Source organism: Streptomyces sp. H39-S7 (assembly GCF_027158205.1).
Lineage (GTDB): Bacteria > Actinomycetota > Actinomycetes > Streptomycetales > Streptomycetaceae > Actinacidiphila.
In genome coordinates this window covers 62,069-77,017 of the sequence record NZ_JAPVLU010000016.1, presented here as the reverse complement: position 1 = coordinate 77,017, position 14,949 = coordinate 62,069, and the positions used below count along the sequence as shown (strand labels likewise).

Sequence of the window (14,949 nt, the reverse complement as noted above, 5' to 3'; positions counted from 1 at the left end):
TCCGCCGTTGTTCGCCTGACGTATGCCCTGCGGGGGTCCCTCGTTGGCGGCCGTGCCCGAGCGTTTGCGACGACATCCGCGACGTCGAAGGGCACTCCTCGTGCAGCCTTACGTTTCCCCGTCCGTGCGCAGGGCCGGTCTGGCCGCGGCGGCCGCTCTCGCCCTGGGCGCCATGGGCCTCGCCGCCCCCGCCCACGCCGCGAGCTACGGCACGCCCGTCATCACGCTCTCCGCCGCGTACCTGTCGGGGGCGGTCGGCGCGAGCGGCGACCCCGTGGTCACGGCGACGGTCTCGCAGAGCGGTGCCGAGGCGTCGGCGCTCACGGTGGCCGCCTCCGCCAGCTCGAAGTCCGCCGTCGCGGGGACGGGCGACGTCACGGTGACCGGGACCGGGGGAGCGCGCAGGGTCGCGGTGGCCGCGCACGCCACCGGGTACACCGACCTGACGCTGAAGGTCACCGGCCTCGGCGGCAAGACCGCGACGAAGACGCTGCACTACGCGGCCTCGCCGGCGGTCCAGTTCTCCGCCGACACCCGCTACTTCACCGGTTCGTCCGACGCCTCCGCCGCGGTGGACGTCGGCGGCGGCTACGCCGTCGTGGCCGACGACGAGTCCAACACGCTGCGGCTGTACGACCGCGCCGCGTCCGGCGCTCCGGTGCGCACCTGGGACTTCAGTTCCTCGCTCGGGGTCTCCAAGGAGATCGACATCGAGGCGGCGGCCCGGGTCGGCAACACGATCTACTGGACCGGCTCGCTGGGCAACAACAAGGACGGCGAGATCAGGCCCGACCGCGCGACGCTGTTCACCACGACGGTGACCGGCTCGGGGGCGAGCACCCAGCTCGCGCTGGGCGGCAAGTACAAGAACCTGCGCGCCGACCTGATCGCCTGGGACAAGGCCAACGGCAACCGCTACGGCTTCGCGGCCGGCGCCGCGCCGGGCGAGGTGCCCAAGCAGATCGACGGGTTCAACGTCGAGGGCCTGGAGTTCGCGCCCGGCAGCACCACCACCGCGTACATCGGCTTCCGCGCCCCGCTGGCCCCGCACGTGCCGGGCGGCAAGGCGCTGCTCGTGCCGGTCACCAACATCGACAAGGTCGTCACCGGCACGAAGGCCGTCTTCGGCGCCCCGATCGAGCTCGACCTGGGCGGCCTCAGCATCCGCGACCTCCGCAGGAACGCCGCCGACCAGTACCTGATCGTGGCGGGCTCCTGGGCGGCCGACGACAACAGCGACCCGTACGCGCTCTACTCGTGGGACGGAGTCGCGGGCCACGCCCCGGTCCAGCGGGTCCAGTTGCCGACGAGTGACGCGGGCGGCTGGGAGGCCGTCGTGGACGTCCCGGACCTGACCGTGCCGGGTGCCCGCGCGCAGCTGATCACCGACGGCGGCTCGGCCGACCTGTACGGCGACGGCACCGAGGCGAAGGACCTCACCCACGCGGAGTGGAAGAAGTCCCGGGCGACGTGGTTCACGGTGAGCTGACCGCATCCTGTGTACGGGCGTACGTATCGTTGCGTACGCTCGTACACATGGGGTACATCATGCTGGGCGGCGCCATCATCGCCGAGATACTCGGCACCACGGCGATGAAGTACAGCGACGGTTTCAGCAGGCTCTGGCCGTCCGCGGTCACGATCACCGGCTACGTCATCGCCTTCACGCTGCTCGCGCAGACGCTGAAGACGGTCGAGGTCGGTACCGCGTACGCGATCTGGGCGGGGGTCGGCACCGCGACCATCGCGGCGATCGGCATGGCCTTCCTGGGGGAGACGGCGAACGCCGCGAAGGTCCTCGGGGTGCTGCTGGTGATCGCGGGCGTCATCGTGCTCAACCTCGGCGGGTCGCACTGATGGCCCGCCGCTACGACCCCGAGCGGCGCGGGCGCATCATCGACGCCGCGATCCGGGTGGTCGGCGCCCGCGGTATCGCCGGGCTGAGCCACCGCTCGGTCGCCGCCGAGGCGGACGTGCCGCTCGGCTCGACGACCTACCACTTCGCGACCCTCGACGATCTGCTCGTCGCGGCGCTCCGGCAGTCCAACGAGGGTTTCGCCCAGTCCATCCGGGACAGCCCGCTCTTCGCCGTCCCAGGTCCGGGCCCGGCCTCTTCGGCTGCCCTCGCGAACGAGCTGTCCCGCCTGCTGGAGGTCTGGCTCACCGGCGACCGCACCCTGATCGCACGGGACTACGACCTCTACCTCGCCGCCCTCCGCCGGGAGGCGGTCCGCCCCATCGCGGCGGAATGGGTCGACCAGGCCACCACCCTCCTCGCCGCCCACACCGACCCGCCCACCGCCCGCGCCCTGATCGCCCTCATCGACGGCATCTGCCTCCAGTCCCTCCTGACCGGCTCCCCCTACGACCGCCCGTACGCCCGAGAAATGTTCGGCCGCCTGCTGGGCGGCGGCGCTGCGCGCTGAGCGGTGGCGCGCGGGGCCGCGGTTCTCGGGACGGTGCCGCTGTGCGCGGGGCGCCGGCGCGGTGACGGCGGCGCGGAAACCGCATTCCGCATGCCGGGCCGGTTGGGCATCGGGCGTGGCCAGCGGCTAGCGTGCGAGGCATGACTGACACGACCGCTTCGACCACTGACCGCGCCACCGGCGCCGTTGCCGCCGGCCTTGCCACCATCGCCGATGACGGCACGGTCCTGGACACCTGGTACCCCGCCCCCGAGCTCGTCGCCGACCCCGGTCCGGCCGGCACCGAGCGGCTGACCGCCGAGCGCGCCGCCGAGCTGCTGGGCGCCGCCGTGTCGAAGGCGCTCGGACCGGACCCGCGCCGCGGGGTGGAGGTCGTCGCCGTACGTACCGTCATCGCCTCGACCGACGACAAGCCGCTCGACGCGCACGACGCCTACCTGCGCCTGCACCTGCTCAGCCACCGCCTGGTGCGCCCCAACGGGCAGAGCCTGGAAGGCCTGTTCGGGCTGCTCGCCAACGTCGCCTGGACCTCCATCGGCCCGGTGCCGGTCGCCGGGATCAACGCCGCGCGACTCGCCGCCCGCGGCGAGGGGCTGCACCTGTCCGTCTACGGCGTCGACAAGTTCCCCCGCATGACGGACTACGTCGCCCCCGCCGGCGTCCGCATCGCCGACGCCGACCGGGTCCGCCTCGGCGCGCACCTCGCGGCCGGTACCACCGTGATGCACGAGGGCTTCTGCAACTTCAACGCCGGCACCGTCGGCACGTCCATGGTCGAGGGCCGGATCTCGCAGGGCGTCGTCATCGGCGACGGTTCCGACATCGGCGGCGGCGCGTCCATCATGGGCACCCTGTCGGGCGGCGGCAAGCAGGTCGTCTCCGTCGGTGAGCGCTGCCTGCTCGGCGCCGAGTCGGGCATCGGCATCGCGCTCGGTGACGACTGCGTCGTCGAGGCCGGCCTCTACGTCACCGCCGGGACCCGCGTCACGCTCCCGGACGGCAAGATCGTCAAGGCCCTGGAGCTCTCCGGCGCCGACAACCTCCTCTTCCGCCGCAACTCCACCACCGGCACGGTCGAGGTACTGCAGCGCACCGGCTCGTGGGGCGGCCTGAACGAGCTCCTGCACAGCCACAACTGAGCGACGGCGCCGGGCGGGTGGAGACCCACCCGGCGCCGCTCCCAGGACGGCCCGGGGCGCCCGCCGGTGTGGCGGGGGCCCCGGGCCGTGGCGGTGTTACGGGCGGACGCGGACGACCTGGGGGTCGTGGTCGCTCGCCTGGTCGGCGAACTCGGCGTTGATGTGGACGACGTCGTAGTCCGGGGAACCGAGGGAGGGGCTGACCAGGATGTGGTCGAGCACCTGCGAGTTGCCCTGGAAGACGTACGAGTAGCGCTCGCCCGGACGCAGCGACAGGACGAGGTCCTTCAGGGCGCGGCCCTCGGTGAGGCGCTGCCCGGCGGCGGAGAACTCGTAGTCGTTGATGTCGCCGAGCACGACGACCCGGGCGTCCTTCTGGACCGCCTGGATCTGCCGCACGAACGTGTTGACCTGGACGGACTGCTGCAGGCGCTTGGTCTCGGAGCTGCGCACCACCGGCTGGACGCGGCTCGTCAGGGGCGCGTCGCCGCCCTTGGACGCGAAGTGGTTGGCGATGACGATGACGGGCTTGCCGCGGAAGGTGAACTCACCCGCGAGCGGCTTGCGGCTGTCGGCCCAGGCGCTGTCACCGGGGGCGATGCGGCCGGGGGAGACGCTGAGCGCGGCCTTGCCGTGGATGCTGGAGACCCAGACGGGGGTGGTGGCGTCGCCGCCGGGCCGTTCGGTGAAGGAGACCCGCGCCGGGTTGTAGAGGAACGCCTGGCGGATGTTGCCGCCGGGCTCACCGCCGTCGGTGCCGTTCGCCGGGTCGATGGAGCGCCACTGGTAGCGCGGGCCGCCGGCGGCGACGATCGCGTCGATGAACTTGTTCACCGTCTGGTCGGCGGCGACCGTACCGTCGTTGACGGCGCCGTTGTTGTCCTGGATCTCCTCCAGGGCGACGATGTCGGGCGAGGCGAGGTGCGTGACGACGCCGGCGGCGAGCCGGTCGAACTTGGTCTGCGGGTCGGACGGGTCGAGGTTCTCGACGTTGTACGTCGCGACCGCCAGCTCGTCCTTCCTCTGCTTGCGGGTCGTCTCCGGCTGCAGCCCGTGGGAGGCGACGGTGCCGATGGTGCGGGCGGTCAGGGTGTACCCGCCGAACTGGTTGAAGTCCAGCGGGCCTTCGGTGGCGCCGGTGAGGACGTCGCCGACGTTCGCGGTCGGGAAGGGCTGCTGGGCCGTCGGGATCAGGGACTGGATCTGCAGCCGGCCGGAGTTCTGGTTGGCGTAGGAGCCGTAGACGGTGCCGCCGCGCGGGGTCGGGTTCTCCGTGGGCCGGACCGTCACCCACAGCTCGGAGTACGGGTCGGTGGCGCCCACCACGCGGGTGTCGGCGACCTGGACGTTCATGCCCTCCAGGGACTCGTACAGGTCCAGTGCGTACGCCGCGGGCCGCAGCGGCAGCGCCTCGATGCTGTTTCCGGCCGCCGGGTCGCCGGCCGGGGCGTACGCGGCGGGGACGGCGGCGCTGTTCAGGACCACCGGGGCGGGCAGCGCGTTGCCGGAGGAGACGACGGTCACCACCGGCTTGGTGATCTCGGTGACGGACTGGTCGCCGGTGGCCTTGCCGCCCGGGTAGTACTCGCTGATCGTGCCGGAGACCGTCACCGAGTCGCCGACCGCCACCGTGGGGTTGGAGCTGGTGAAGACGAAGACGCCCTCGCTGGTCGCCGGGTCCGCGTCCGGCGTCGGGTCCTGCATCCAGAAGCCCTTGGAGGAGCCGTAGGCGCGGACACCGGTGACGATGCCGGGTACCGCGGTGACCGCCTGGCCGGACAGCGGCGAGAGCCGGGTGGCGCCCTGGACGTCGTGAACGCGCACGCCGTCGGCGGCGGGCGTGTCCGCGGTCGCGGACTGCGGCAGGGCGAGCAGCCCGGCCGCGAGCGCGGCGGTGGCTATGGCGCCGATGGAGCGAGGGGTGGTCAACGTGGCCTCCGTGAGGGCAAAGGTCTCTGGCGCAAAGGTGTGTGGAGCAAAGGTCTACGCGCGTCAATTTCCTTGTAAGGCCTAGGTGTTGTCAAGAGCCGGACAACGGATGAAAAGGGAACGAACCCTGAAGGGGAGATGAACCGGACGTGCCGCCTTCCGACGCGTCTAGGCTGGGTCCGCGCCGCCCCACTGGCGCGGCGCCGTCACCCCCCACCGCTGTTGAGGAGAACCCCGCCATGGCCGCTGACCGCCTCGCCCTGCCGCCTGTGCGGCTGCTCCCCGAGGACGAGCTGGCACGGCTCGCGCTCACCGTGCCGCTGCTCGAACGCGCGGTCCGGCTGGCCCGTTGGGCCGGTCCCGACACCCGGGTCGACGTCATGGGCGAGCTGACGGAGGACGACCGGCTGCGTGCGGCGGCCGAGCTCGGCCTCGCCGACGACCAGGACGGTCTGGCCGAGACCTCGCAGGCCTGGGGCATCGCGATCGACACCGGCCTGGTCGAGCTGGAGATCGACGAGGCCGCCGCCCAGGCCACCGAGCCCGGCGACCCCGCCGGCAGCGCGCTGCCCGGCGAGGCACTCGCCCAACTGACCGCGGGCGAGCCGCAGGACGTCCTGGAGGTGTGGCTCGCCACCGCCGAGACCGCCCTCGGCGAAGCAGCCTCACCGGACTTCGAGGGCCTGCGCGCCGCCATCGGCGGCGACGGCCAGGACGACGACGGCGTCCTGGACCTCGACGCGCTGGACTGGGACCCCGAGGAGGAGGCCGAGTTTCTCGACGCGGCGCTCGCCAACCTGTACGCGTACAGCGCGATGGAGGAGGCCGGGTACGAGTCCGTGCCGCTGCCCGTCCTGGCAGCCTCGCTCGTCGTCCCCGACGACATGGCCGAGCCGACGGACGACGTCCTCGAGGAGGTCACCGAGGTCATGATGCGGCTGGACGACCACTTCCGGCTGCTCGCCCCCACCGGCCTGATCGAGTATCAGCCGGTCGACGACGCGCTCATCGAGGAGGGCGACGAGGACGGGGGCGCCGCGGCCGACCAGGACCTCGGGGCCGACCTGGACCCGGAGGAGATCTCCCGCTACGGCATGGTCCGGCTCACCCCGCTCGGGGTGTTCGGCGTCCGCGCCCGGCTGCTCGACGCGGGCGCCCACGCGCCCGCCGTCGGCGACCTCGCCGACCGGGAGGCCGCCGTGCTCCTGGACGCGATGACCGACTACCCGGACCAGGCGGCCCGCACCGAGGCCGAACTGTGGCTCGACGGCCGCAAGTCCGACGAGGCGGCGCGCGAACTGCTCGCGGCGTCCACCGGCGACGACCTGGGCGCGCCCGGCCGCCGGCTGATGTGCCAGCAGACCCTCAGCCTGCTCGGCACCGACGCGGAACCCGCGCTGCGCGAGGTGCTCGACGACCGGCAGCTCGGCGGCCTCGCCCGGGTGTGGCTGACCGAGCACGGAGCGCGGGACGTGCCCGCGCCGGACGAGGCGATGGTGTTCTGGCTGACCGTCGACACCCTGGCCGCGCAGCTCGACTCGGAGCACGCCCCCGAGCTGCTGGCCGAACTCGTGACCGGCCTCGTCGCCCAGCACGACGGCTTCTTCGACGCGGTGTGGCGCGTCGACCACCCGGCCACGTCGGATGTCCTGGAGGCGATGGGGCGGCTGCACCCCGACAAGTCGGTCGCCAAGACCGCCCGCAAGGCCGCCTTCAAGGCCCGCTCCAAGGCGGGCACCGGGCGCTGACCGGGACCGGCGTACAGCGGTGTGCCGGGCGGGCCGTAGCGACCCGGCCCGCCCGGCGGCACCTGATCCGACGGCGAGCACTCCTACCGGCACGCCGTCGAGTTCGGCCGGATCCGCATCTTCAGCGCGGCGCCCGGCGCGGGGTACTTTGCGGCTGACGCAGAGGACTGTCAGGACGAGGGGCGAGCACTTTCACACGAAAACTCGCCGTTCAGGGTGTTGGTCATGTCTTGACCTTGTATACGAAGATTCCTTACGGGTTTTTGAGCTTATCCATGCGTGGCTTCCCGGTGGCCGGATGTCGTTCATCCGGCGTTCGTCTCGGGAAGGGAACGTGACCGCCGCAGCCCGCGACAGAAGGAGCCCCAGAGTGCCGCTCAGCCGTAGAGACTTCGTTCAGCGCACAGCCATCACCGGTGCCGGCGTGGCACTGGCGGGTGCCGTCGACGTCCTCGCCACCGCCCCGGGCGCGCTCGCCGCCGACACCCCGGCCACGGCCGCCAAGCCGGCGGCCGCCGGACACCACGCGCCCGAGCTGGGGTACGGCCCGATCGTCGAGGACCCGAAGGGTCTGCTCGGGCTTCCCGCGGGCTTCTCGTACCGGGTGATCACCCGCACCGGCGTCACCACGCTGGAGACCGGTGAGTCGACCCCGTCCAACCACGACGGCACGGCCACCTTCGAGGGCGTGCGCGGTGCGACGCTGCTCGTGGTCAACCACGAGCTGAAGGGCAAGCGGGCCGACTGGCCGCACCCGGTGCCGCTCACCGAGGGCCTGGTCTACGACCCGGCGGCATCCGGCGGCTGCACCGTCGTGGAGGTCGCGAAGCACGGCGGCCACGTGGCCGAGTGGGTCGGCATCGCCGGTACCTCCACCAACTGCGCGGGCGGCGCGACTCCCTGGGGCACCTGGCTGACCTGCGAGGAGACCGAGGACAAGGCCGGCCAGAACGGCATGACCAAGGACCACGGCTACGCCTTCGAGGTCGACCCGTACAACCGCCGTGCCAACCGCGACCCCAAGCCGATCAAGGCGCTGGGCCGGTACGCCCACGAAGCGGTCGTCGTCGACCCCAAGCGCGGCCACCTGTACCTCACCGAGGACGCCTCGGGACCGAACGGGCTGCTCTACCGCTGGACGCCGCCGGCCGGCTTCCACCACGGCCGCGGCCACCTGGACACCCTCGGCGACACCGCCGGCGTGCTGCAGGCGTTCAAGTGCTTCGACTCCGGGGGCAAGTTCGTCGACGACCTGTCGCGGGCGACGAAGACCGGCACCGTGTACGGCGTGGACTGGGTCGACGTCCCGGACCGCGATGCGAAGACGGTCTCGGTGCGCAAGCAGTTCGCGGCGGGCGAGGTCACCCGGGCCCGCAAGCTGGAGGGCATGTGGTGGGGCGACGGCGGCACCTACATCGTCTCGTCCTTCGCCCGTGACGAGAGCCCGGTGCACCACGACGGCGCGGTCTGGTTCTACGACCCGAAGCGCCGCACGCTGACGCTGAAGGTGCTGCTCGGCGTCAACGCCGACCCGGGCGCCGACGGCCCGCTCGACGGCCCGGACAACATCACCGTCTCGCCCTACGGCGGCCTGGTCATCGCCGAGGACGGCGCCGGCATCCAGCACCTCTTCGGCGCGGTGAACGACGGGCGCACCTACCCGATCGCCCGCAACGAGCTGAACATCGGCACCGATCTGGAGCCGGAGTACAGCGAGTTCACCGGGGTGACCTTCTCGCCCGACGGACACACGCTGTTCGCCAACATCCAGGACCCGGGGATCATGCTCGCGATCACCGGACCCTGGCGTCGGCAGAAGCACTGCTGACCGGCTGACCCGGACGGGCCGGCCGCCGTGGCGCTACAGCGCCGCCGCGGCCGGCTTCACCATGCCCTTGGCGCTGCGGGAGTCGATGAAGTCGCCCAGGGCGGTCATCTCCCACTCGCCCGAGAACTGCTTGACCATCTTGCACATCAGGACCCCGGTGCGGGCCTCGCCGTTCGTCAGGTCGAAGCGCACCAGCTCCTCGCCGGTGGCGCCGTCCAGCAGCCGGCAGTACGCCCTGGCCACCTTGTTGAACTTCTGCCCGGAGTAGGAGTTGACGGTGAAGACGAGGCCGGTGACCTCGGGCGGCAGCCCGCCGAGGTGGACGGTGATCGTCTCGTCGTCGCCCGCGCCCGCGCCGGTGAGGTTGTCGCCGGAGTGCTGGATGGCGCCGTTGATGATGCTGAGGCGGCCGAAGTAGCAGGTCTCGATGTGGTTGCGGGTGGGGCCGTACGCGATGACGGACGCGTCCAGGTCGATGGAACGGCCGCCGGCGGCGGGTTCCCAGCCGAGGCCCAGCCGCACCGAGGACATCAGCGGCTTGCCCGCCTTGACCAGCGAGACGGACTGGTTCTTCGTGAGGCTGACCCGGCCCTTGTCCAGGTTGATCTTCGCGGGCGCGGCCGGCGCGGCCGGGGGCTGGGGCGGGGGCGCGCTCGGCATGGCGGGCGGCGGGCCGAAGCCCTGCGGGGCCGCGGGTGCCTGAGGGGCCATGGGAGCCTGCGGGGCAGCGGGTGCCTGCGGGGCGGCGGCGGGCTCCTCCACGCTCACCCCGAAGTCGGTGGCGATCCCGGCCAGCCCGTTGGAGTACCCCTGGCCGACGGCGCGCACCTTCCACGCGCCACCGCGCCGGTAGACCTCGGCGCCCACCAGCGCGGTCTCCGAGCCCAGCCGGGGCGGGGTGAACGTCGCGATGACGCTGCCGCTGTCGGCGTCACGGACCGTGGCCGTCGGTTCGGTGCCGGCGAAGGTGGCCCCCGCCGCGTCCAGGCTCGCCGTCACGACGATCTTCTCGATGCCCTCGGGCACGGCGGCGGTGTCCACGGTGATCGAGTCGGGTCCGGTGCCGCGGCCCGACTGGTGGGTCACGCCCGGACCGTTCGGCTGGTTGTAGAAGACGAAGTCGTCGTCCGAGCGCACCTTGCCGTCGGCGGTGAGCAGCAGGCCCGACACGTCGAGCCGCACGGGGGCGGTGACGTCCACCGCGACGCGCGGTGCGGAGAGCGGGACATTCGAGCCGGGTGTCATAGCGGTCATGCCCCGGTAACGATCGACCGGGCTTTGCGGTTCCATTACCTTGCGCCGCCTGTGGAGAACCGGCTGGTCGCAGGGTGCGCCCCGCCCTCAGTACGGCCAGACGGGCGGGTTGGTGCAGAAGGGGCCGCCCAGGTGGGCGTGGTCGGGGTTGGCCGGGTCGAGTTCGCCGTGCTCGGCGATGAGGGCGGCGGCGAAGGGCTCGGAGTCGTCCTGCGGCTCGTACCCGAGCGCGCGGGCCGTCGTCAGGTCCCACCACAGGCGGGTGTTGGCCGAGCTGCCGTAGACGACGGTGTGCCGGACGTCCTCGGCGGTGAGCGCGGCGTGCAGCAGCCGGGCGCAGTCGGCGGGGCTCATCCAGACCGAGAGCATCCGCACGGAGGTCGGCTCGGGGAAGCACGAGCCGATCCGCAGCGAGACGGTCTCCAGGCCGTGCAGGTCCCAGTAGAGGGAGGCGAGGTCCTCGCCGAAGCACTTCGACAGCCCGTAGAAGGTGTCCGGGCGGCGCGGGGTGTCGATGGGGATCAGCGGGTCGTCGCCGGTGGGGCGCGGGGTGAAGCCGACCGCGTGGTTGCTGGAGGCGAACACGACGCGCCGCACGCCTTCCTGGCGCGCCGCCTCGTAGAGGTGGTAGGTCCCCTCGATGTTGGAACGCACGATCTTCTCGAAGGGTGCTTCCAGCGAGATGCCCGCGAGGTGGATGACCGCGTCGACGCCCCGGACCGCCTCGCGCAGCGCGCCGGCGTCCGTGAGATCGGCCGTGATGGCGTCCGGCGCCCCGTCGACGGGGCGGACGTCCAGCAGGCGGAGCTCATAGCCGTACGCGGGCAGCAGTTCGCGCATCAGGGTGCCCAGGCCGCCCGCCGCGCCGGTGAGCAGGATGGTGCGGGGGACCGACATTGTTCTCCTCCGTGGACATCATTCATATCTATGGACAGGCTAAAGAGCGCCTCCGTCACCGTCAAGGCATGTCCGTTCGCTTGACCGGCGCGGCTGGGCTCGCTTAGCGTGGCAGCGTTCACGAATATGGACGTGAATCAGAAGAGCGCACAGCCAGAAGAGCGCACAGAACTCCAAGGGGATCCGATGACCTCAGCCTCACTTGCCGAGCGCCTCGACGGCCTGCTGTTCTTCCCCGTCACCGCCTACGGCCCCGACGGTGAGCTGGATCTCGACGCCTTCCGCGCGCATGTGCGCGGAGGCATCGAAGCGGGCGCGGCGGCGGTCTTCGCGTGCTGCGGCACGGGCGAGTTCCACGCCCTCACCCCCGAGGAGTTCCGCGCCGTCGTCGCCGCGGCCGTCGAGGTCTCGGCGGGCCGGGTGCCGGTGGTCGCGGGCGCCGGTTACGGGACCGCCCTCGCGGTGCAGTTCGCGCGGCTGGCGCAGGACGCGGGCGCGGACGGGCTGCTCGCCATGCCGCCCTACCTCGTCGTCCCCGACCAGGCCGGCCTGCTGCGCCACTACTCCGGCCTCGCCGCGGGCACCGGGCTCGACATCATCGTCTACCAGCGCGACAACGCCGTCTTCGACCCCGCGACCGTCGTCGAACTGGCCAGGATCCCCAACATCATCGGCCTCAAGGACGGCCTCGGCGACCTCGACCTGATGCAGCGGATCGTCAGCGCGGTACGCACCGAGCTGCCCGAGCGCGACTTCCTCTACTTCAACGGCCTGCCCACCGCCGAGCTCACCGGCCTCGCCTACCGCGGCATCGGCGTGCTGCTGTACTCCTCGGCCGTCTTCTGCTTCGCGCCCGAGATCGCCCTCGCCTTCCACAAGGCGCTGAACACCGGTGACGACGCGACCGTCAACCGGCTCATCGACGGTTTCTACCGGCCGCTGGTCGCGCTGCGCAACGAGGGGCGCGGCTACGCGGTCTCGCTGGTCAAGGCGGGCGTCCGGCTGCGCGGCCTGGATGTCGGCGAGGTGCGCTCACCGCTGGTCGAGCCCTCGCCCGCGCACGTCAAGGAGCTTGCCGAACTGATCGAGCGCGGAATGGCGCTGCTGAGCGACAGCTGACGAACGGGCGCCCGGTGCGGCAGCATCGGGCCCGCGTGTGCCGACCCGCTGTATGAGGAGCCACCCTTGAAAGCCTCCGCCTTCGTCTACCCGTGGGACATCGTCGGTGATCCGGACGCCCCGCGCCGGATCGCCGGCCTCGGCGTCCAGCAGGTCACGCTCGCGTCCGCCTACCACTCCACCCGCGCCCTGACGCCCCGCCATCCGCGCGGGCGCGTCGTCACGGCCCGGCACGCGGCGGTGCTCTACCCGCCGGACCCCGAGCGCTGGAGCGGCCGCTCGCTGCGGCCGTACCCGCAGGCGTGGGTGCCGGCGGCCGACGCCTACGGGGAGGCGGCCGCCGCGCTGTCGGCGGCCGGGCTCTCCGTCCACTCCTGGGTGGTGCTCGCGCACAACTCCCGGCTGGGCGAGGAGTTCCCGCGCACCTCGGTGCGCAACGCCTATGGCGACCGCTACCCGTGGGCGCCGTGCATCGCCCAGCCCGAGGTGCGCGCCTACGCCGTCGACCTCGCGGTGGAGGCGGCGGTCAGGCCGGGGACCGACGGCACCGAGCTGGAGTCCTGCGGATGGTACGGATTCGGCCATCTGCACGCGCACGACAAGGTCGGGGGAGTGCCGCTGGACGGGGCGGCCCAGTACCTGATGTCGCTCTGCTTCTGCCGCACCTGCCGGGACGGCTACGCGGGGCTCGGACAGGATCCCGACGCGCTGCAGGTCGCCGTACGGACCGCGCTGGTGCCCGTGTGGTCCGGCGAGCGGGAGCCGGCGCCCGGTGACCGCGCGGCCGAGTGGGCCGAGGTCGAGAAGCTGCTCGGCGTGGACCTGGCCGGCGCGACGCTGTCCTGGCGCGCCATGGTGGCCCGGCACTTCCAGCGGGAGGTCGTCTCGGCGGTCCGCGCCGAGGCCGCCCCCGGCTTCCGGATCCTGCTGCACGCGGACCCCGGCCCGCACCGCACGGGCGCGAACGTCGGGGTCGACGCGGAGGACGTGCTCGCGCACGCCGACGGCCTCGTCCTGCCCTGCGCCGGCGGCCCGGCCGAACGGGCCGCCGTACTCAGCCCCTTCGCGCCCCACCGGCGTCCGGACACCGTCCTCGCCGCCAACTTCCCCGTCGTGTCCGGCATGGGCGGCAGCCCCGGCACCCTGGCCGCCGACGTCACCCACGCCGCGGGCCTCGGCGCCACCGAGATCCGGCTCTACCACGCGGGCCTGGCCTCCGACGCGGACCTCGAAACGGTCCGCTCGGCCCTCGGCGCCCTGCGGTCCTGAACCGATTTGTAGGGTGCGCCGTTGGCCTGTAGAACTGCCCTCACGTGTCAGAACAGCCTGTGGGGGGCCCTTCCGTGACCGCTGAACCACCTGCTTCCGGGGACAAGTCCGCTATACCGGACGACGTATGGGAGAAGTTCGTCCGGGACACCGAACAGGACATTAGGGCGCAGGCTCCGAAGGAACCCTCGGCGCGCGCCCGGATGGTGACGGAGCGGTTCCGGCGCGAGGCGGAACTCGCCGCGCTGCAGCAGCGGAAGGGCAAGCGGTGGGGGCGCCGCGCGAAGCCGGCGGTGCCCGCGGAGCCCGCGGGCTGGCGCACCGGGCCCACCTGGCAGGACCGGGAACGCCGCGCGACCCGGCGGCGCCTGCGCGGAGGGCTGGGCGTGCTTCTGGCGGTGGTGGTCCTCCTGGTGGTACTCAATCCGTCCACCGCGCTGGACTGGCTGCGCGGCGACTTCAGCGGCTCGGGCGCTTCCGCGGACTCCGCCGACACGACGGGGTACCGCTCCGACGACTCGGGCCGGCCCCCCGCCCTCCCGCCGGAGACGGCGCCGCCCACGGCTGCCCCGTCCGTCGACCCGATGGCGGACACCCCGACGCTCGCGGAGCCCTTCCGCGGCTCGCCGGCCCTCCTGTACGCGGACGGCGCGACCGGGATCGTCGTCCCCCCGGCGAAGGCGGTGGGGCGGATGACACGCGCGCAGGTGGAGGACGCGCTGGAGCGCACCAAGCAGTTCCTGATCGACACGAACCTCAACCCGGCGACCCTGCGCGGGGAGCGCCCGCGGATCGCTCTGGGCCTGATCGACCCGCTGGAGTCGGAGATCGTCTCACTGTGGGACACCTCCTTCCGCAAGCCCGACAAGAACCACAACCCGCTGGCGGTGGCCAGCCGGTTCGCCCCGGCCGAGGTGCGGATGGTCGGCGACGTGGTCAAGACGCGCGGTCTGCTCACCTTCAAGGAGGGCAAGTCCGGTTCGGTCACCGTGCACGCCGACGTCACCTTCGTCTACGGGGTGACCGCCGCCGACGGCCACTCGTCGGCCGTCTCCCGCACCATCGTGCGGCGCGTGCTGGACTTCGACGTCGCCGACCCCCGGGTCAAGCAGGTGACCAGGGGCAAGCTCTGGATCACCGACTACCGCCAGGACCTCGGCAACTCGGCCTGCGACATCACCGACGGCTTCCTGCACCCGAGCATCGGACCGACCGGCGGCCCCAGCACCACCCCGGCTCCCTCCGCCTCCGCCGTCGACCCCTACGACCGCAGCAAGCCCGTCGGCCCGGGGGAGGGCTGCGGCCAGGTCACCCGCGTCTGACCGTCGCCGGCCACCACC

12 protein-coding genes are annotated in these 14,949 nt (G+C 72.5%); 9 read left to right on the top strand and 3 right to left on the bottom strand.

Annotated elements, in window-relative coordinates; all coding sequences use genetic code 11:
- The first annotated feature begins 172 nt into the window (after positions 1–172).
- The 4 genes from O3X23_RS17455 to dapD all read left to right on the top strand — a co-directional run bounded on the left by O3X23_RS17455 (position 173) and on the right by dapD (position 3,565).
- Complete coding sequence (locus O3X23_RS17455) at positions 173–1,489, top strand: hypothetical protein (RefSeq protein WP_269272406.1); 1,317 nt, start codon at positions 173–175, stop codon at positions 1,487–1,489.
- 47 nt (positions 1,490–1,536) lie between these two features.
- Positions 1,537–1,857, top strand: a complete 321-nt coding sequence (locus tag O3X23_RS17450) for a DMT family transporter (protein WP_269272323.1) — start codon at positions 1,537–1,539, stop codon at positions 1,855–1,857.
- Complete coding sequence (locus tag O3X23_RS17445; RefSeq protein ID WP_269272322.1) at positions 1,857–2,426, top strand: TetR/AcrR family transcriptional regulator; 570 nt, start codon at positions 1,857–1,859, stop codon at positions 2,424–2,426. Before O3X23_RS17450 ends, O3X23_RS17445 begins: the two co-directional genes overlap by 1 nt.
- A gap of 140 nt (positions 2,427–2,566) precedes the next feature.
- Entirely contained in the window at positions 2,567–3,565 is a 999-nt protein-coding gene (dapD, locus tag O3X23_RS17440) for a 2,3,4,5-tetrahydropyridine-2,6-dicarboxylate N-succinyltransferase (RefSeq protein ID WP_269272321.1), read from the top strand.
- 96 nt (positions 3,566–3,661) lie between these two features.
- Here the strand turns inward: dapD and O3X23_RS17435 are convergent, their stop codons facing one another.
- A complete protein-coding gene (locus tag O3X23_RS17435; protein WP_269272320.1) occupies positions 3,662–5,494 on the bottom strand; it encodes an endonuclease/exonuclease/phosphatase family protein in 1,833 nt (610 codons plus the stop codon).
- 239 nt (positions 5,495–5,733) lie between these two features.
- On the opposite strand from O3X23_RS17435, the gene O3X23_RS17430 reads away from it, so the two are divergent.
- Both O3X23_RS17430 and O3X23_RS17425 read left to right on the top strand, forming a co-directional pair.
- Entirely contained in the window at positions 5,734–7,242 is a 1,509-nt protein-coding gene (locus O3X23_RS17430; protein ID WP_269272319.1) for a hypothetical protein, read from the top strand.
- A gap of 370 nt (positions 7,243–7,612) precedes the next feature.
- Positions 7,613–9,070 (top strand): alkaline phosphatase PhoX, encoded by a 1,458-nt coding sequence (locus tag O3X23_RS17425; RefSeq protein WP_269272318.1) that lies wholly within the window; start codon positions 7,613–7,615, stop codon positions 9,068–9,070.
- Between the two features lie 33 nt (positions 9,071–9,103).
- Here O3X23_RS17425 and O3X23_RS17420 read toward each other — a convergent pair whose 3' ends face one another.
- Positions 9,104–10,315, bottom strand: a complete 1,212-nt coding sequence (locus O3X23_RS17420) for a TerD family protein (RefSeq protein ID WP_269272405.1) — start codon at positions 10,313–10,315, stop codon at positions 9,104–9,106.
- A 96-nt stretch (positions 10,316–10,411) separates the two neighbouring features.
- Positions 10,412–11,221, bottom strand: coding sequence for an NAD-dependent epimerase/dehydratase family protein (locus O3X23_RS17415; RefSeq protein ID WP_269272317.1), 810 nt, complete (start codon positions 11,219–11,221; stop codon positions 10,412–10,414).
- 186 nt (positions 11,222–11,407) lie between these two features.
- On the opposite strand from O3X23_RS17415, the gene O3X23_RS17410 reads away from it, so the two are divergent.
- The 3 genes from O3X23_RS17410 to O3X23_RS17400 all read left to right on the top strand — a co-directional run bounded on the left by O3X23_RS17410 (position 11,408) and on the right by O3X23_RS17400 (position 14,931).
- A complete protein-coding gene (locus tag O3X23_RS17410) occupies positions 11,408–12,340 on the top strand; it encodes a 5-dehydro-4-deoxyglucarate dehydratase (protein ID WP_269272316.1) in 933 nt (310 codons plus the stop codon).
- Between the two features lie 66 nt (positions 12,341–12,406).
- Positions 12,407–13,609 (top strand): hypothetical protein, encoded by a 1,203-nt coding sequence (locus O3X23_RS17405; protein ID WP_269272315.1) that lies wholly within the window; start codon positions 12,407–12,409, stop codon positions 13,607–13,609.
- Positions 13,610–13,683: 74 nt separating this feature from the next.
- The gene (locus tag O3X23_RS17400; RefSeq protein ID WP_269272314.1) at positions 13,684–14,931 is read left to right on the top strand and encodes a hypothetical protein; all 1,248 of its coding nucleotides are present in this window, start codon (positions 13,684–13,686) and stop codon (positions 14,929–14,931) included.
- Positions 14,932–14,949: the final 18 nt, after the last annotated feature.